The following is an 18,442-nucleotide window of genomic DNA, read 5'->3' as shown; positions in this document are numbered from 1 at the left end:
GGGCGACGGGTGTAAAGCCCCGCCTGACTGTCATTTAGTAGAGGGGCCTGATGTCGTTACGTCGTCTTGCCAAGGAACAACCGGCCAGTTTCACCTTTTTGCCAGAGACCCTGGAAAAGGCCAATTGGTGGATTGCCAAATACCCTGAATCGCGCCGCCAAAGCGCGGTGATCCCCCTGCTGTGGCTGGTCCAGAAGCAGGAAGGTTGGGTATCAGAACCTGCCATCTCCGCGATCGCCAAGCTGTTGGGCATGCCGCAGATTCGCGTCTTCGAATGCGCCACCTTCTACACCATGTTCCAGCTTGAGCCGGTTGGCTCGGCGGCTTTGATCCAAGTGTGCGGCACGACGCCCTGCATGCTGCGCGGTTCCGACGCTCTGATGGCGGTGTGTAAGGCCAAGATCGGCCCGAAGGATAAGCTGTCGGCCGATGGCCTGTTCACCTGGCAGGAAGTTGAATGCCTGGGCGCCTGCTGCAATGCGCCGATGGCTCAGATCAACGACTATTTCTACGAAGACCTAACGGCCGAGAACATGGTCCAGATCATCGACGACTTCATTGCCGGCAAGAAGCCGGAAGCCGGCCCCTACAATGGCCGTCATACCTCGGAACCGATCGGCGGGCCCAAGACCCTGCTCGATACCAAGCTTTATGACGGTTCGGCTGCCAAGAAGATCAAGATTCCCAATGCGCCGGGCGCCGAGGCCCCCAAGCCGGAGGTCAAGGCATAATGGTCGGGCTATTGGAAGACAAGGATCGCATCTTCACCAACCTTTACGGTTTCCATGACTGGGGCCTGGAAGGCGCGAAAAAACGCGGCGCGTGGAACGGCACCAAAGACATCCTGTCCTATGGCAGGGACTGGATCATTACCAATGTCAAGGATTCCGGGCTGCGCGGTCGTGGCGGCGCCGGCTTCTCGACGGGGCTGAAATGGTCGTTTATGCCCAAGGAAGTCAAGGATCGCCCGCACTACCTGGTGGTCAATGCCGACGAATCCGAGCCCGGTACGTGCAAGGACCGCGAGATCATGCGCCACGATCCGCACCTGCTGATCGAAGGCTGCCTGATCGCTTCCTATTCGATGCAGGCCCATGCCTGTTATATCTATCTCCGCGGCGAATATGTGCTGGAACGCGAGCGTATGGAAGCGGCGGTCAAGCAGGCCTATGAGGCCAAGCTGATCGGCAAGAACAACATCCATGGTTGGGACTTCGACGTCTATATCCACCACGGCGCCGGCGCCTATATCTGCGGTGAAGAAACCGCCCTGCTGGAAAGCCTGGAAGGCAAGAAGGGCCAACCGCGCCTGAAGCCGCCGTTCCCGGCCGGCTCGGGTCTCTACGGCTGCCCGACCACGGTCAATAATGTCGAATCGATCGCCGTCGTCGGCACCATCCTGCGTCGCGGCGCCGCCTGGTTCACCTCGTTCGGCGCGCCCAACAATTCCGGCACCAAGTTGTTCTGCGTTTCAGGCCATGTCGAAAAGCCCTGCAATGTCGAAGAAGCCATGTCGATCCCGTTCCGCCAGCTGATCGAAGATCACTGCGGTGGCATTCGTGGCGGTTGGGGCAATCTCAAGGCCGTGATTCCCGGCGGGGCTTCGGTGCCGTTGATCCCGGCCGAGCAATGCGAAAACCTGCCCATGGATTTCGACAGCCTGCGCGCGCTGAAATCCGGCCTGGGCACGGCGGCCGTCATCGTTATGGACAAGTCGACCGACCTGATCCGCGCTATCGCCCGCCTGAGTTATTTCTACAAGCACGAGTCCTGCGGCCAGTGCACGCCGTGCCGCGAAGGCACCGGCTGGATGTGGCGCGTCATGGAACGCATGGTCAAGGGCGACGCTGATCCGGCGGAGATCGACATCTTGTTGGAAGTGACGACTCAGGTCGAAGGTCACACCATCTGCGCGCTCGGTGACGCGGCGGCCTGGCCGATCCAGGGCCTCATCCGCCACTTCCGTGGCGAGATCGAGGATCGCATCAGTCTGTATCGTTCACGCAAGGCCCTTCATACCGGCCACGTTATCGCGGCGGAGTAGGGACATCATGCGCGGCAGGGTACTCTCCTTCAACGGTTCGACCGGACTTATCAGTGGCGACGATGGTCGCCGCTATTCGTTCAGCGTGTCCGATGTCATGGGAGAAACGGCCTATATGCCTGCTGGATCTACAGTCGATTTCGAGCCCGAGGGCGATACGGCGAGCAGTATCTATCTGATCAGCGCATCGACGGGCGACAAGAACAAGTGGGTGGCCATTATCCTTTGTTTCCTGTTCGGTTGGTGCGGCATTCATAAGTTCTACCTCGGCAAGACAACGGCCGGGATCATTATGGCGATTTGCGGCACGGTCGGTTGGGTCATCCTGATCCCCGGCTTGGTCGTCGCCTTTATCTCGTTCATCGAATTGATCATTTACCTGGTCAAATCCGATCAAAGTTTTTACGAAGACTACGTCGTCGGAAACAAATCATGGTTTTGAAAAATTCCATGAAATTCCGGCGTTTGTTTAATCAAGTTAAGGGTGTAGCTGAGCATGGCTAAGGCAAAAGTCAATGGTGTGGAGGTCGAGTTCGATCCCGGCATGACCGTGCTTCAGGTGGCGGAGCTGGCAGGCGAGGAGATTCCGCGCTTCTGTTATCATGAGCGCCTGTCGATCGCCGGCAACTGCCGCATGTGCCTGGTCGAAGTAAAGCCGGGACCGCCGAAGCCTCAGGCTTCGTGTGCCCTGCCGGCTGCCGAAGGCCAGGAAATCTTCACCAATACGCCGATGGTCAAGAAGGCCCGCGAAGGCGTCATGGAATTCCTGTTGATCAACCACCCGCTCGATTGTCCGATCTGCGATCAGGGCGGCGAATGCGATCTCCAGGATCAGAGCGTCGCCTATGGTAAGGGAGATTCGCGCTACACCGAGAACAAGCGCGCCGTCGAGGAAAAGAACCTCGGGCCGACGATCAAGACCTTCATGACGCGCTGTATCCAATGCACGCGTTGCGTCCGGTTTACCACAGAGGTTGCCGGCGTCACGGAAATGGGCATGATTTCGCGTGGCGAAAACGCCGAGATCATCACCTATCTCGAACAATCCGTGTCGTCGGAACTGTCCGGTAATGTCAATGATTTGTGCCCGGTCGGCGCACTGACTCACCGTCCGTGGTCGTTCAACTACCGTCCGTGGGAATTGACCAAAACCGAAACCATCGACGTCATGGACGCGTTGGGCGCCCATATCCGCATCGACAACCGTGGCCCCGCCGTGCTGCGCGCCCTGCCGCGTCTCAAGGAAGATATCAACGAGGAATGGCTGACCGACAAGTCGCGCTATGCTGTCGACGGTCTGTCGCGTCAACGTCTCGACAAGCCCTATGTCCGTAAGGGCGGCAAGCTGCAAGCCGTGTCGTGGGACGAGGCCCTGTCGGTCGTGGCCAGCCAGATCAAGGGCGCGGACGCGTCCAAGGTCGGGGTGATCGCCGGTGACCTGTGCGATGCCGAGACCATGAAGGCGGCCAAGGATCTGTTTTACAGCATTGGCGTGACCAATCTCGATTGCCGCCAGGACGGCGCGCGTATCGGCCCCGTCACCCAATCGACCCCGCGCGAATCCTGGCTGTTCAACACCGGTATCGCCGGCATTGAAGACGCCGACGCCATTCTTCTGGTTGGCACCGATCTGCGTCACGAGGCCAGCCTTATAAATGCCCGTATCCGCAAGTCGTGGCTCAAGGGCAAGGTCAGCGTCGGTGTCGTCGGTGAAGCCTGCGATCTGACTTATGACTATACCCACTTAGGTGTCGGTCCGAAGGCCTTGAAAGATTTCAAGAAACACGCCTTCCGCGACGTCCTGAAGAACGCCAAGAAGCCGGCGATCCTGATCGGTTCCGGCGCCATTTCCGGTGACGACGGCGCGGCTATCCTGAAGGATATCGCCGATGTCGCCGACTCTTGCGGCGTCATCAAGGACGGCTGGAACGGCTTCAATATCGTCCATACCGCGGCCTCGCGCGTCGCCGGCCTCGATCTCGGCTTCGTGCCGGTCGGTGAAGCGCTTGACGCATCCACCATGCTAAAGGGCGGCCTCGATGTCGTGGTTCTGCTCGGCGCCGACGAAATCGATACTGCTGGCCTGAAAAACTCTTTCGTTGTCTATATCGGTTCGCACGGCGATGTCGGTGCAGCCGCGGCGGACGTCATCCTTCCGGGTGCCGCCTATACCGAAAAGTCCGGCATCTATACCAATCTGGAAGGCCGCGTGCAGATCGCCGAGCGTTGCGTCTTCCCGAAAGGCGACGCCAAGGAAGACTGGGCTATTCTGCGCGCCCTGTCGGGCCATCTCGGTCAGGTCCTGCCGTATGACTCGCTGGCGCAACTGCGTGAAAAGCTGATCACCGATCACCCGGTCTTCGGCCGTATCGACGTCAGGCCGGCGACCAAGACCTTCGATGTCAAGGCGCTCGGCGCCAAGGGCGATGTCAAGGATAAGGTCTTTGCCTCGCCGATCCGAGATTTTTACATGACTAATCCCATCGCCCGGGCCTCGGTGGCCATGGCGGAGTGCTCGGCGGCGCGCAAGCCCGCTTTGAGCGCTGCGGCCGAGTAGAGGTAAGTTAGAGATGAATACATTCTGGTCATCAGGTTGGGGTTGGACGATCATCACCATTGGTGAAGCGCTCGCGGTCATCATGGGCGTCATGGTGTCGCTGGCCTTCCTGTTGTGGGGCGACCGCAAGGTTTGGGCCGGCGTACAGATGCGCAAGGGCCCCAATGTCGTTGGTCCGTTCGGCCTGTTCCAATCCTTCGCCGACTTCTTCAAGTTCGTGTTCAAGGAAGTCATCATTCCTGCCGGCGCCGATAAATTCGTCTTTCTGCTGGCGCCGCTGCTCAGCTTCATCATCGCCTTCGCTGCCTGGGCGGTCATCCCGTTTGCACCCAACTGGGTCGTGTCGAACATCAATGTCGGCATTCTTTACCTGCTGGCTGTGTCGTCTCTCGGCGTTTACGGCATCATCATGGGCGGTTGGGCGTCCAATTCGAAATATCCCTTCCTCGGCGCCCTGCGTTCGGCGGCGCAGATGGTGTCATACGAAGTCTCGATCGGCTTCATCATCGTCACGGTTATCCTGATCTGTCAGTCGATGAATCTGAGCGAGATCGTCAATCATCAATCCGGGGGCTTCTGGAACTGGAATGTTCTGGGCGGCGGCCACATCCTGCTCGCGGCCATTATGATCCCGATGATGGTGATGTTCTACATCTCGGCCCTGGCCGAAACCAATCGTCCGCCTTTCGACCTGCCCGACGCAGAATCCGAGCTCGTCGCCGGTTATCAGGTCGAATATTCGTCGACGCCCTATCTTCTGTTCATGATCGGCGAATATGCCAATATCGTCCTGATGTGCGCCATGATCACCATCCTGTTCTTCGGCGGCTGGGACTTCCCCGTGCCGTTGCCGCTCAAGGAGGGTAGTGGCTGGCTGACCCTGATCCAGGTCCTGACCTTCATCGTCAAGGTCGTCTTCTGGTTCGTCATGTTCGCCCTGGCCAAGGCTATCGTCCCGCGCTACCGCTACGATCAATTGATGCGCCTGGGATGGAAGGTCTTCCTGCCGGCGTCGCTATTTGCTGTCGCCCTTGTTGCCGCTTACCGAGTTTATGGAGGTGCCCTGTGATCCGTCGTATCGTTGAAGGAATCAAGGGGGCGATGCTGCTGGACTTCATCGGCGCCACTGGATTGGCCGTGAAGTACATGTTCAAGCACAAGGCCACCATCAACTACCCGTTCGAAAAGGGGCCGATCAGCCCGCGTTTCCGCGGCGAGCACGCGCTTCGCCGTTATGCCAACGGTGAGGAACGCTGCATCGCCTGCAAGCTATGCGAAGCGATTTGCCCGGCCCAGGCCATCACCATCGAAGCCGAACCGCGCGACGACGGTAGCCGCCGCACGACGCGCTACGACATCGACATGGTAAAATGCATCTATTGCGGCCTGTGTCAGGAAGCTTGCCCGGTCGACGCCATTGTCGAAGGGCCGAATTTTGAATTCGCGACCGATACGCGCGAAGAGCTGCTGTACGACAAGAGCCGGCTTCTGGCCAACGGCGACCGCTGGGAACGCGAAATCGCTCGTTCGCTCGAACTCGATGCGCCGTATCGTTAAGAGGTGATGGAATGACTTTGATAGATATCGCCTTTTACCTGCTGGCCGCCGTGACGACCGTCGCGGGCCTGGCCGTCATCACGGCGCGCAACCCGGTCCACAGCGTCCTGTTCCTGATCCTGGCCTTCTTCTCGGCGGCTGGCTTGTTCGTCCTTCTGGGCGCTGAGTTTCTCGCCATGCTGCTGGTGGTCGTCTATGTCGGCGCCGTCGCGGTGCTGTTCCTCTTCGTCGTCATGATGCTGGACGTTGACTTCACCAAGTTCCGTCAGGGCTTCGCCAACTATCTCGCCATCGGGCTGGTGGTCGGTGTTGTTCTACTGGGCGAACTGATCTTCGTCGGTTATGCCGTTGCTGACCGGGGGGCGGCCGCGGGGAACCTGCCGCAGGCCTTCACGACCAACGAAAGCAACATCAAGTCGATAGGCCACGTGCTCTATACGACCTATGCCTATCTCTTCGAAGCCGCCGGCTTCGTTCTGCTGGTCGCCATGATAGGCGCCATCGTCCTCACCCTCCGCCACCGCCCGTCGGTCAAGCGTCAGGATATTTTCAGCCAGGTTACGCGCCGCCGCAAGGACGCCGTGGAAGTCGTGCCGGCCAAAACCGGAGAAGGAATTTCGGAATGACCATAGGTCTCGCCCACTATCTCACGGTCTCGGCCATCCTGTTCACCATCGGGACGCTCGGTATCTTCCTCAACCGCCGCAATGTCATCATCATCCTGATGTCGATCGAACTGATCCTGCTGGCGGTCAATATCAACTTCGTCGCCTTCAGCAGCTACCTGCATAATGTCCAGGGCCAGATCATGGCGCTGTTCGTTCTGACCGTCGCCGCGGCCGAAGCTGCCGTCGGCCTGGCCATCCTCGTGACCTTCTTCCGTAATCGTGGCGATATCGCCGTCGATGACGCCAGCATGATGAAAGGATAAACATCGTGCTTTCCGCTATGTCTACCGTGGTCACAGTCTGCGTCTTCGCGCCCATCGTCGGCGCGCTGATCGTCGGCGCCATCGGCCGCCGCATCGGCAATATTCCGTCTCAGGCTATCACTACGGGCCTGCTGTTCCTGTCGTGCGCCTTGGGCTGGGATACCTTTATCCAGCATACTTGGGGTGGCATGCAGGACTTCACGGTCGAGCTTTTGCCTTTTATCAATATCGGCGCCTTCCATTCGGCCTGGTCCGTGCGCGTCGACGGCCTGTCGTCGACTATGCTGGTCGTTGTCACCTCGGTGTCGTCTCTGGTTCACCTCTATAGCTGGGGCTATATGGCCGAAGACGACTCGCGTCCGCGCTTCTTCGCCTATCTGTCGCTCTTCACCTTCGCCATGCTGATGCTGGTGACCGCCGCCGACTTCATGCAGCTGTTCTTCGGTTGGGAAGGGGTGGGGCTGGCGTCCTATCTGTTGATCGGCTTCTGGTACTATAAGGACAGCGCCAGTTCGGCGGCCATCAAGGCTTTCGTTGTCAACCGCGTCGGCGATTTCGGTTTCGCACTCGGCATCATGACGGTCTTCTGGCAGTTTGGTACGATCAATTTCCGCGAACTTTTCCCGCTGATCGCGGCACACCAAGGGGAAGCCTGGTTGTTCGCCGGCCACTATTTCTCTGCGCTCGACCTGGCAGCCTTCCTCCTGTTCATCGGCGCCATGGGCAAGTCGGCTCAGTTCTTCCTCCACACCTGGCTGCCGGATGCGATGGAAGGCCCGACACCGGTCTCCGCCCTGATTCACGCCGCGACCATGGTCACCGCCGGCGTCTATATGGTCTGCCTCTTGTCGCCCCTGTTCGAACACGCCCCGACAGCACGCATGATTGTCGCCTATATCGGCGCCATCACCGCCATCTTCGCCGCCTCGATCGGCTTCACGCAGAACGACATCAAGCGCGTCATCGCTTATTCGACCTGTTCGCAGCTCGGTTACATGTTCTTTGCCGCGGGGGTAGGGGCCTATCCCATGGCCATGTTCCACCTGTTCACCCACGCCTTCTTCAAGGCCCTGTTGTTCCTGGGCGCCGGTTCGGTCATCCACGGCATGCACCATGAACAGGACATGCGCAAAATGGGCGGGCTCTACAAGTACCTTCCCGTCACCTATGGCGTCATGACGATCGGCACGATCGCCATCACCGGCCTCGGCATTCCACATACGGAACTTGGTTTTGCCGGCTTCTTCTCCAAGGACGCGATCCTCGAAGCCGCCTGGGCCGGCCACAATACGCCGGAGGGCATGTTCGCCTTCGTCATGGGGATTACGGCCGCGTTGCTGACCTCCTTCTACAGCTGGCGCCTGATCATGATGACCTTCCACGGCAAGAAGCATTGGGAACACAGCCAGGCCGACCATCATCATGCCCACGAAATCGTCGACGGTCACGATGCCGAAGCTGATACGGCCATGGCGGCTCACGAAGAGCATCATGACGATCACCACGGTCACGACCATGGCCATGCCCATACACCGCATGAAAGCCCGCTGACCATGCTGATGCCGATCTGCATCCTGGCTTTCGGCGCCATTTTCGCAGGTTTTGCTTTCGCACCGTATTTCGTCGGCGAGCATTTTGCCGCCTTCTGGGGCCAGTCGATCTTCCTTGGCGCCGACAATCACGTCATGGAAGAACGCGAGCATATCAAGGAATGGTGGGTGGCCTATGCGCCCCTGACCGTAACCGTGATCGGCTTCGCCATGGCCTGGTACTACTACATCAAGCGTCCTGACCTGCCCAAGCGCATGGCCGCCAACAACGGGCCGATCTACAGCTTCCTGTACCACAAATGGTTCTTCGACGAGATCTATCAGGCGACCTTCGTCAAGCTCACCAAGCTTCTCGGTGACCTGTTCTGGAAGATCGGCGACGTCAAGATTATCGACGGTCTGGGGCCCAACGGCGCCGCCTGGGCGGCCTTGAAGTCGGCCAAGCGGTTAGTCAAGTCGCAAACCGGTTACGTTTATCATTACGCCTTCGCGATGTTCCTCGGTGTCGTGGGTCTTCTGACCTATGTCTTCTGGTTGGTACGTTAAGGGGAGATGGAACTTACAATGCTACCTGCCATTCCAAACCTCCTCAGTGTCATCACCTTCGCGCCCCTGTTCGGCGCGGTTGTGATCGGGGTCTTGCGCGCCATGGCGCGCAAAGACGACGAGGCTGCGATTTCGCGTAATGCCAAATGGATCAGCCTGTGGACCACGCTGATCACCCTGGCCCTGTCGGCCGTCCTGTTGCTCGGTTTCAATACCAAGCTGAGTGGATATCAATTCGAAGAACAATATCAATGGTTTGGACCGATCTCCTACCATATGGGTGTCGACGGCATTTCCATCCTGTTCGTCCTGTTGACGGCCTTCCTGATGCCGTTGTGTATCCTGGCGTCATGGGACTCGATCAAGGTCCGTATCACCGAATATATGATCGCCTTCCTGGTGCTGGAAACCCTGGTCATCGGCGTTTTCACATCGCTAGACCTGTTCCTGTTCTACATCTTCTTCGAAGGCGGCCTTGTGCCGATGTTCCTGATCATCGGCATCTGGGGCGGCAAGGACCGCGTCTATGCGGCCTACAAGTTCTTCCTCTATACCCTGTTGGGGTCCGTCCTGATGTTGGCTGCCATGCTATACATGGTCAATATCGCCGGCACCGCCGACATCCCGCTGCTCAGCAAATTCGCCTTCACAAAGGAAGCGCAGACCTTCCTATGGCTGGCCTTCTTCGCCTCCTTCGCCGTCAAGATGCCGATGTGGCCAGTCCACACATGGTTGCCGGACGCCCACGTCCAGGCGCCGACCGCCGGTTCGGTCATGCTGGCCGGCATTCTGCTGAAGCTCGGCGGCTACGGTTTCATCCGTTTCAACCTGCCGATGTTCCCCTATGCGTCCGAAATGTTCGCGCCCCTGGTCATGGTCTTGTCGGTTATTGCGATCGTCTATACGTCCCTGGTCGCCTTCCGCCAGACCGACATCAAGAAGCTGATCGCCTATAGTTCCGTTGCCCACATGGGCTTTGTCACCATGGGCATCTTCGCCGGCAACCAACTGGGCGTTCAGGGCGCGGTCTTCCAGATGATCAGCCACGGCGTCATCTCCGGCGCGCTCTTCCTTTGCGTCGGCGTCGTCTATGACCGTTGGCATACGCGTGAAATCGCCTTCTACGGCGGCCTGACCAAGTTGATGCCGCATTACGCCTTCGTCTTCCTGCTGTTCACCATGGCCAATGTCGGTCTGCCGGGCACGTCGGGCTTTATCGGCGAAATCACAACCTTGACCGGTTCCTATGCCTGGGGAACCTGGGTTGCCCTGGTCGCCACCTCGGGCGTCATTCTGTCGGCGGTTTACGCGCTCAACCTTTACAAGCGTGTCATGTTCGGCGTTGTCGAAAATGACGAACTGAAAAAATACCCCGACCTGAGTGTGCGCGAAATCATCATCTTCGTGCCCTTGGTCGTGGGTACCATTCTGCTGGGTGTTTATCCGGCCTGTGTTTTTGACTTTACCACTGCCAGCGTTGATACGGTCGTCGCGACCTATCAGGCGGTCATCGGCGGATAAGGACGAGATTTATGGACTTCAACCTCGCTCTTAAACTGGACATGCCGGAGCTGATCCTGTCGATCTCCATCCTGGTGATCCTGGTGTTCGGCGCCTTCCGTGGCGACAAGGGCATGACCTCGGTCAGTGCCCTGTCCGGTGCAGCCCTGATCGCGGCGGCCTTCGCGGCGGCCTTCTTCACCGGCTACGGCACGGTCTTCAACGGATCCTTCATCGTCGACCAGGTCGCCCTATTCGCCAAGGTCGCCATCTACGCCGCCGGTGTATTGGTAATCGCACTGGGGCAGGGGTATTTCGACCGTGTCGGCAGCCGCCGTTTCGAATTCCCCATCCTTGTCATGCTCGCGACTCTGGGCATGAGCATGATGGTGTCCGCAGGCGACCTGATTTCTCTATATATCGGCTTGGAGATGCAGTCCTTGTCGCTGTACGTCCTGGCGGCCTTCCGTCGTGACGACGCCAAGTCTTCGGAAGCCGGCTTGAAATACTTCGTCCTCGGTGCCTTGTCGTCTGGTCTACTGCTATACGGCGCTTCACTGGTCTACGGCTTTGCCGGTTCGATGAACTTCCACGACATCGCCGCATCGGCCCAGGGCAATCTCAATGTCGGCTTGATTTTCGGACTCGTTTTCGTGATCTCGGGCCTTGCCTTCAAGGTATCTGCGGCGCCCTTCCATATGTGGACGCCGGACGTTTACGAAGGCGCACCGACCCCAGTCGTCGCATTTGCCGCCGGCGCCCCCAAATTCGCCGCCATGGTGCTGCTGGCACGCCTTCTACAAACCGGTTTCGCTCATCAGATCGATCAGTGGCGCCAGGTTATCCTGGTTCTGGCTGTTCTGTCCTTCCTGGTCGGAGCGCTTGGTGGCCTGATGCAAAAGGATTTCAAGCGACTGCTGGCCTATTCGTCGATCGCCAATATGGGCTATGCCCTGCTGGCCATCGCGGCCGGTACCGTCGTCGGCGTCCAGGCTCTGCTGATGTTCTTCGTCATGTACATGATCGATACGCTCGGCCTCTTCTCGTTCTCGATGGCGCTTAACCGTAAGGGTGAGCCAGTATCGCGCATCGATCAGTTCGCCGGCCTCGCCAAGACCAACATGCCGTTGACCGTCTGTCTGACCGTTCTGTCGCTGTCGGTGCTGGGTATGCCGCCATTTTCCGGTTTCTGGGGCAAGTTCTTCGTCTTCGGTGCCGCCATTTCGGCTGGTCTGTGGTGGGTGGCAGCTTTGGGCCTCGTCGCCTCGGTTGTTGGCGCGTTCTACTATCTGCGCATGATCAAGCTGATGTGGTTCGACGCTCCAAGCGGAGATATAGATCAGGCACCGGCCGAAGCCAAATGGGTCACCTATGCGGCGACCGCCTTCTCGTTCCCGGGCGTCATCCTGTTCCTCATCCTCGCCTATCCGGTGGCGAAGACGGCTGCCGCCGCCTTCGGGCACTAAACGCTCTTGGCCAGGTTCGAAATCTTCGACACGCTGCCATCCACGCAAAACCTGTGTCTTGAGCGCTTGCGGGCTGGTCAGCAGGGGCCGGGCTGGGTGATGGCCCGCGAGCAAACCAAAGGCATCGGCCGTCATGGCCGCAGTTGGATCGGCCAAAAGGGCAATCTGATGGCGTCGCGTTACGAGGTCATGGATGTCGATGTCCGCTCGGTGCCGCAATTGTCGTTCGTCACAGCCCTGGCGGTGTTTGAGATGCTGCGGCCGCTGATCCCGGATACCGACGAGTCGATGCGGATCAAATGGCCGAACGACATCCTGCACCGCGGTCGCAAGCTCTGCGGTATCCTGGTCCAGACCGAGGCAACGCCCGAGCCCGACAAATTGGGCGTCGTTATCGGGATCGGCATGAATATACGTGTGGCGCCGATCATCGAAGGTTATCTGACCGTTGCCCTGCGTGACATCAATCCGGAGGCCATCAAGAAGATTGACGCCGAAATCCTGATGCATAAGCTGAATGGTCATCTCGATGGCGTGCTCGATCTGTGGCGCAGCAAGGATTTCAGCGACATCGCCAAGGCCTGGCTCAAGCGCGCCTATGGCCGTGATCGCACGCTCAGCCTGACCCATGAAGGCGTTGAGGTTTCCGGGACAATCAAGGGGTTGGATGAATTCGGTGCCTTGCAAATCCAAAGCTCTGACGGCCAGGTCTACAGCGTGACCGGCGGCGACATCACGTATGGAGCACCGCATGCTGCTGGCCATTGAGCAGGGCAATACCAACACCTTGTTCGCCATACATGACGGCGAAACCTGGGTCGCGCAATGGCGCGTAGCGACGGAAACGACGCGGACGGCCGACGAATATGCGGCGTGGCTGTATCAATTGATGCAGATGCACGATCTCGATTTCAAGCTGATCGGCGACTGTATCATCTCGTCGGTCGTGCCTCAGTCCTTGTTCAATCTGCGCAAGCTTGCCCAGCGTTATTTCAATAAACAGCCCTATGTCGTCGGCGAAAATACGGTGTTAGGTGTCGATATCCGCATCGACAAGCCCAAGGAACTGGGCGCTGACCGTATCGTCAATGCCATCGGCGGCCATATCTCCTACCCCGGCGCCCTGATCATCATCGACTCCGGCACGGCTACGACCTTCGATGTCGTGGCGGCTGACGGTGGTTACGAAGGCGGTGCCATCGCCCCCGGCATCAACCTGTCCATGCAGGCCTTGCATCAGGCCGCGGCGAAATTGCCGCGCATCGCCATCGAAAAGCCACCGCGCAAGATTGCCAAGGACACGGTCACCGCCATGCAGGCGGGAATCTTTTGGGGCTATGTCGGCTTGATTGAATACCTCATCGAGTCTATCAGGAGCGAATACGGTCAAGAGATGAGCGTCATTGCCACCGGCGGTGTGGCATCGCTATTCGAAGGCGCCACCAATAAAATCGATCATTTTGACCACGATCTTACGCTTCGTGGTCTGCTGGAAATATATAAGCGTACCCTGGCTAACCTGTAAAACATGAAAAAAAACAACAACGAATTGGTTTTTCTGCCTCTTGGCGGATCGAACGAGATTGGCATGAACCTGAACCTGTACGGGTTCGGGCCGGCGGACAATCGCCAATGGATCATTGTCGACGTCGGTGTGACGTTCGGCGACCTGACGACACCGGGTATCGAAGTTATCGTCCCGGATCCAGAGTTCCTTGTCGGCGAAAATATCCTGGGCATCGTCCTGACCCACGCCCATGAAGACCATATCGGTGCTCTCGGCTGGTTGTGGGACAAAATCAAGGCGCCCGTTTTCGCCACACCTTTCACCGCCTTCCTGGTGCGCGAGAAATTGCGCGAAGCCGGCGTGCTCGATGATGTTAACCTGACCGAAGTGCCGTTGAATGGGAACGTCAAGTTGGGGCCGTTCGACATTGATTATATTACGCTAACCCACTCGATCGCCGAGCCCAATGGCCTGGCGATCCGGACAGAACTGGGTACCATTTTCCACACCGGCGACTGGAAGATCGACGACGAGCCTATCACCGGCAAGCCGACCGACGTTACCGCCATCAAGGCACTTGGCGACGAGGGCGTACTCGCCATGGTGTGCGACTCGACCAATGTCTTCGTCGAAGGCCGCGCCGGCTCTGAAAACGACGTCCGCATCGAATTGGAAAAACTGATTCTGACGATGAAGAAGCGCGTCGCGGTCGCCTGTTTCGCCTCCAACGTGGCGCGCGTTGATTCTGTCATGCGCGCTGCCATGGTGTGCGGCCGTCAGGTTTGCCTCGTCGGCCGCTCCATGCATCGTATCACAGCCGCCGCTCGTCATGTCGGGCTGCTGCACGGGATTCCGGATCCGATCAGCGAAGGCGAAGCCGCACATTTGAAGGCCAATGAAGTCCTTTACTTGTGCACAGGCAGCCAAGGCGAACCGCGCGCCGCCTTATCGCGCATCGCCGACGGCAATCACCCGGGCGTCAAGCTGAAGGAGGGCGATGTCTGTATCTTCTCCTCGCGCGTCATTCCAGGCAACGAGATATCTATTCGTTCGCTGCAGAACCGCCTGTCGGAACTCGGTGTCGGCATTCATACCGAACGCGATCACCCTGGCATCCACGTCTCTGGCCATCCGTGCCGAGACGAATTGAAGGAGATGTATGCCTGGGCACGACCGCGCATTTCCGTGCCAACCCACGGTGAACGTCGTCATTTGCTGAAACACGCAGCCTTGGCTGCTGAAATCGGCATCGATGAACAGATCACGCCTCGGAACGGTGACATGGTGCGTTTGGCGCCCGGTCGCGCCGAGATCATCGACGAAGTGCCGTCCGGCCGTCTTTTCGTCGACGGCGGCCATCTGGTTCCGGAAGCCTCAGACGCCTTGCGCGAACGTCGTCATGCCGCCCACAACGGCATGATGTTTGTGTCATTCGCCCTGGATAGCAAGAATCGGCTGGCTTCGATCGTCGAGGTGAGGGGCCTGGGCCTGGCCTATGAAGACGACGACATCATTTCGGATCAGCTCGAAGCCATTTGCCAGAGCGTCGAAAAAGCGATCAAGGGACTATCTTACGAAGATCGCGACAATGATGAGGCCGTTGAGATCGTGGTCGCCCGCGTCGTCAAGAAGGCCGCGCAGGCGATCTGGAGCCGCCGGCCGATCGTGGAGACGATCGTTCTGCGCACCTGAAAATCGTTCAAGTAAACATCCGGGAAGGGCATCGGTGAGAGCCGGTGCCCTTTTTTTATTTCCCGTGATGAACAAAAAGGCTGATTCGCGCAGCCGATGTGTGTTTCTGTGTGAAAACGGCCAGAGATCCATGTCTTTTCAATGTTGATTGTGAAATTTGGTCAAAAATTGGCACGATTAACTGGTTAATTGATATTAACCAAATATGTTATTGAAATTAATTGATAAATAGTGGCCTTCGTAGGCAATTTCAACATTGATTAACCAAGTCGCAATGATTCAAATTTCTGCCCCAAGAGATCAAAAATCTCAATTAGCCTTTTGAATTGGTTAATTTTATCGCGTTCGGCGAATTTGCTTATGACTTGACCAAGACGTAGGAACCAGGCGCGTCCATCAAAGGCTTCAGCTTACCCTTGGACGGGTCGCGGGCAGGGACCATGGCGCCCGAGCGTTCGTTGAGCCATCCGGCCCAATGCGGCCACCACGAGCCGGGGTGTTCAACTGCGTCAGCCAGCCAATCCTGTAGGGTGTCGGGGTGCCTATCATTGAGCCAGTGCATGTATTTGTGCGCGGCCGGAGGGTTGACCACACCGGCGATATGACCGGAACCGGCCAGCATAAAGGTCACAGGTCCGCCAAACAGTTTCGAGCCCTTATAGACGGAAGCGGGCGGGGCGATGTGGTCTTCGCGCCCGGCCTGCTCATAGATAGGAATCTTGACCTTCTTCAGGTCGATATCGACGCCACCAAGAGTCAGATTGTGGTTGGTCAGGGCGTTTTCGCCATAAAACCTGCGCAGGTAGAACATGTGCAAGGCCTTGGGCATGCGTGTCTGGTCGGCATTCCAGCACAGCAGGTCGAACGGCGTCAAATCCTTGCCCATCAGGTAGTTATTGACGAAGAAAGACCAGATCAGATCATTGGCGCGCAGAGAATTGAAGGTGTCGGCCATGGCCGATCCAGGCAAAACGCCGCCGGCGGCGTCCATCTGACGCTCCAGCTCCTTCAGCCAGGTCTCCGAAGTGAACAACAGCAGGTCGCCAGCTTCCGAAAAGTCGTGTTGCGCTGTAAAGAAGGTAGCGGAAGCAATTGATTTGTCTTTCTTTTCCGCCATGTGCGCCAGGGCGACGCCCAGCAGAGTCCCACCGATGCAATAGCCGACCGTATTCACTTGATCGACGCCGCATTGTTCCTTGACCTTGGCGACAGCTTCGTAAATGCCGCCGAACATGTAGTCTTCGAAGGTCGTGTCCTTCATCGACACGTCGGGATTGACCCAAGCCGTCACGAAAACGGTGAATCCCTGATCGACCAGCCATTTGATGAGCGAATTCTTGGCCTGCAGGTCGAGGATATAGAATTTGTTGATCCACGGCGGGAAGATGAGCAAAGGAATTTCGCGCACCTGCTCGGTCGTCGGGCTATATTGCAGCAGTTCAAAATAGGCGCCGCGGTGGACGACCTTGCCGGGTGTGGTGGCGACGTTTTCGCCGACCTTGAAGCGGGCACTGTCGGCTTGAGAAATCATCAACTTGCCGTCGCCGCGCGCCATATCGTCGGCGAAGCGTTCCATACCCTTCACCAGGCTTTCACCTTTGGTGTCGAACAGGGTTTGCAGCGCTGCCGGATTGGTCATCAAAAAGTTGGACGGCGACAGGGCGTCGGTCATCAACTTGGTGAAGAATTCGGCGCGCCGTTTGACGATGGGGTCGACATCGTCGACGCTGCTGATCAGTTTGTTGAGCCAGGTCGACGACAGCAGATAACTTTGTTTCATGACGTCGAACACGAGATTCTGTTCCCAGCGCGGATCGGCAAAGCGCTTATCCGGCGCCTTTTGTACCGGCGCCGTTTCGACCCCAAGGGTTTTCCGCGCGACCTGGCCCCACAGCTCCATATAGCCGGTCAGCAGATCGTTCTGCGCCTCGATCAACTTATCCGGCTTGGCCGCCAGAGAATTCATGATCTCGGTCATGGCCGGTCCAACCTGGAAAGGGTCGACTGGCGCCGGTCCTGAGTCGAGGTCAGGCTGTTTGAACACAGTCTTGGCCAGTGCGCTTTGCGCCGTCATGGTCGCCTTGGCGATATTGACCGACAACGACTCAAGCTTGCGCAGGCTTTCGGTGTCAAAGGGCGGCTCCGTCGGGATAGGCTTGGTCTCCGGCTTAGCGGTCTTACCCGACGTGCGCGGTGTGGTTTTTCTGGCCGGCGCCTTGGAGGCGGCAGAGGCGTTCTTTTTCGGCGTTTTCGTCATGTTTCGGCTCGTCGGTCAAAAAGCATGGTGCCGCAGTGCGATATTTTGGCGTATGGAATCAATTCACATTATATTTTTCTTGTGTTTCATTACCCCGGAAGCGTAAATTTAAATGTGAACTGGCTTTTGCAAAGCGTCCCGCGGAGAGGGGATTCATGACCATCCGATACGGAATTACCATTCCTGTCTTCGCCGTCACGGCCTGCGCAGCTGTTCTTTTCGCCGGCGAAGCCTTGGCTCAGACCGCGAAAAAGCCTCCCAATCCTGACACAGCTGGCTGGACGCCGCCGCCTGTGACGGCGCCTGTCGATATGCCGCCGGTCGTGCCGGCCCCGCCCATATCCGCGCCAGCGGCCAAGGTCGATAATCTGCCGTTCCCGAAATGGTCGGAATTTCCGGTGCCGCCGACCAATGTGCCGACGCCTCGGGAAATCGCCCAGCGGGTAAAAGTAGAAAACGACAAGGGCAAGACGTTCAATGCCGAGGTCAAGGCTCTGGTATGGGACAAGGACGTGCCGGAACCTTACGCCGAAGCGACGCGCAGCCGGATGGACCCAGAATTCAGTAAACAGGTTGATGTCGCGCAGGCACAAAAAGATACGCAGGCTGTGCTGAACCAACACTTTGTTCCGCCACCGATCGTCAAGGACTGACCGGACCAACCCTGTTCACAGCGCCCCGCGTCTGTTAACACCAAACTCTTGAACCCCTGGCCACAAGGGGCGAGAATTTTCACCACGACCGGATTTGCCAGCTTTATAACAAGGCGGACCGTCATCACCTGAACTTAAAGCCGCAAGAGAGAGCCATGCCAGAAACAACGGATTTCGCACAG

Annotated in this window: 16 protein-coding genes; 15 read left to right on the top strand and 1 reads right to left on the bottom strand. The window is 58.0% G+C overall.

Annotated features, from left to right (window positions below; translation table 11 throughout):
* Window positions 1–50: 50 nt before the first annotated feature.
* The 14 genes from nuoE to AC1DX3_RS01445 are packed head-to-tail and all read left to right on the top strand — an operon-like array spanning window position 51 to window position 15,350.
* Window positions 51–731 carry an NADH-quinone oxidoreductase subunit NuoE gene (nuoE, locus tag AC1DX3_RS01510; RefSeq protein ID WP_476987458.1) on the top strand — a complete coding sequence of 227 codons (681 nt, stop codon included), beginning with the start codon at window positions 51–53 and terminating at the stop codon, window positions 729–731.
* Window positions 731–2,044, top strand: a complete 1,314-nt coding sequence (nuoF, locus tag AC1DX3_RS01505; RefSeq protein ID WP_476987457.1) for an NADH-quinone oxidoreductase subunit NuoF — start codon at window positions 731–733, stop codon at window positions 2,042–2,044. Before nuoE ends, nuoF begins: the two co-directional genes overlap by 1 nt.
* 7 nt (window positions 2,045–2,051) lie before the next feature.
* Window positions 2,052–2,486 carry a TM2 domain-containing protein gene (locus AC1DX3_RS01500; protein ID WP_476987456.1) on the top strand — a complete coding sequence of 145 codons (435 nt, stop codon included), beginning with the start codon at window positions 2,052–2,054 and terminating at the stop codon, window positions 2,484–2,486.
* A 54-nt stretch (window positions 2,487–2,540) separates the two neighbouring features.
* Entirely contained in the window at window positions 2,541–4,601 is a 2,061-nt protein-coding gene (gene nuoG, locus AC1DX3_RS01495; protein WP_476987455.1) for an NADH-quinone oxidoreductase subunit NuoG, read from the top strand.
* Between the two features lie 13 nt (window positions 4,602–4,614).
* A complete protein-coding gene (gene nuoH / locus AC1DX3_RS01490) occupies window positions 4,615–5,670 on the top strand; it encodes an NADH-quinone oxidoreductase subunit NuoH (RefSeq protein WP_476987454.1) in 1,056 nt (351 codons plus the stop codon).
* On the top strand, window positions 5,667–6,158 hold the full coding sequence (gene nuoI / locus AC1DX3_RS01485; protein WP_476987453.1) for an NADH-quinone oxidoreductase subunit NuoI: 492 nt from the start codon (window positions 5,667–5,669) through the stop codon (window positions 6,156–6,158). Before nuoH ends, nuoI begins: the two co-directional genes overlap by 4 nt.
* 11 nt (window positions 6,159–6,169) lie before the next feature.
* Entirely contained in the window at window positions 6,170–6,784 is a 615-nt protein-coding gene (locus tag AC1DX3_RS01480; protein WP_476987452.1) for an NADH-quinone oxidoreductase subunit J, read from the top strand.
* Window positions 6,781–7,089 (top strand): NADH-quinone oxidoreductase subunit NuoK, encoded by a 309-nt coding sequence (gene nuoK / locus AC1DX3_RS01475; protein ID WP_476987451.1) that lies wholly within the window; start codon window positions 6,781–6,783, stop codon window positions 7,087–7,089. Before AC1DX3_RS01480 ends, nuoK begins: the two co-directional genes overlap by 4 nt.
* A 17-nt stretch (window positions 7,090–7,106) precedes the next feature.
* Window positions 7,107–9,185: an NADH-quinone oxidoreductase subunit L gene (gene nuoL / locus AC1DX3_RS01470; protein ID WP_476988021.1), complete on the top strand. Its 2,079-nt coding sequence runs from the start codon at window positions 7,107–7,109 to the stop codon at window positions 9,183–9,185.
* An 18-nt stretch (window positions 9,186–9,203) separates the two neighbouring features.
* Window positions 9,204–10,706, top strand: a complete 1,503-nt coding sequence (locus AC1DX3_RS01465; RefSeq protein ID WP_476987450.1) for an NADH-quinone oxidoreductase subunit M — start codon at window positions 9,204–9,206, stop codon at window positions 10,704–10,706.
* A gap of 11 nt (window positions 10,707–10,717) precedes the next feature.
* Complete coding sequence (nuoN, locus tag AC1DX3_RS01460) at window positions 10,718–12,151, top strand: NADH-quinone oxidoreductase subunit NuoN (protein ID WP_476987449.1); 1,434 nt, start codon at window positions 10,718–10,720, stop codon at window positions 12,149–12,151.
* Window positions 12,152–12,157: 6 nt separating this feature from the next.
* A complete protein-coding gene (locus AC1DX3_RS01455) occupies window positions 12,158–12,919 on the top strand; it encodes a biotin--[acetyl-CoA-carboxylase] ligase (protein WP_476987448.1) in 762 nt (253 codons plus the stop codon).
* The gene (locus tag AC1DX3_RS01450; protein WP_476987447.1) at window positions 12,903–13,676 is read left to right on the top strand and encodes a type III pantothenate kinase; all 774 of its coding nucleotides are present in this window, start codon (window positions 12,903–12,905) and stop codon (window positions 13,674–13,676) included. The genes AC1DX3_RS01455 and AC1DX3_RS01450 overlap by 17 nt, the downstream gene beginning before the upstream one ends.
* Window positions 13,677–13,679: 3 nt before the next feature.
* Window positions 13,680–15,350: a ribonuclease J gene (locus tag AC1DX3_RS01445; protein WP_476987446.1), complete on the top strand. Its 1,671-nt coding sequence runs from the start codon at window positions 13,680–13,682 to the stop codon at window positions 15,348–15,350.
* Between the two features lie 358 nt (window positions 15,351–15,708).
* On the opposite strand, the gene phaC is transcribed toward AC1DX3_RS01445, so the two are convergent.
* A complete protein-coding gene (phaC, locus tag AC1DX3_RS01440) occupies window positions 15,709–17,607 on the bottom strand; it encodes a class I poly(R)-hydroxyalkanoic acid synthase (protein ID WP_476987445.1) in 1,899 nt (632 codons plus the stop codon).
* A gap of 155 nt (window positions 17,608–17,762) precedes the next feature.
* Between phaC and AC1DX3_RS01435 the strand changes: the two genes are divergently transcribed.
* Window positions 17,763–18,260, top strand: a complete 498-nt coding sequence (locus AC1DX3_RS01435) for a hypothetical protein (protein WP_476987444.1) — start codon at window positions 17,763–17,765, stop codon at window positions 18,258–18,260.
* The last annotated feature ends 182 nt before the right edge of the window (window positions 18,261–18,442 follow it).

The organism is Asticcacaulis sp. P2_B1 (assembly GCF_056404915.1).
Note: the sequence above shows the minus strand (reverse complement) of the source record. Positions and strands in the feature narration are given on the sequence as shown.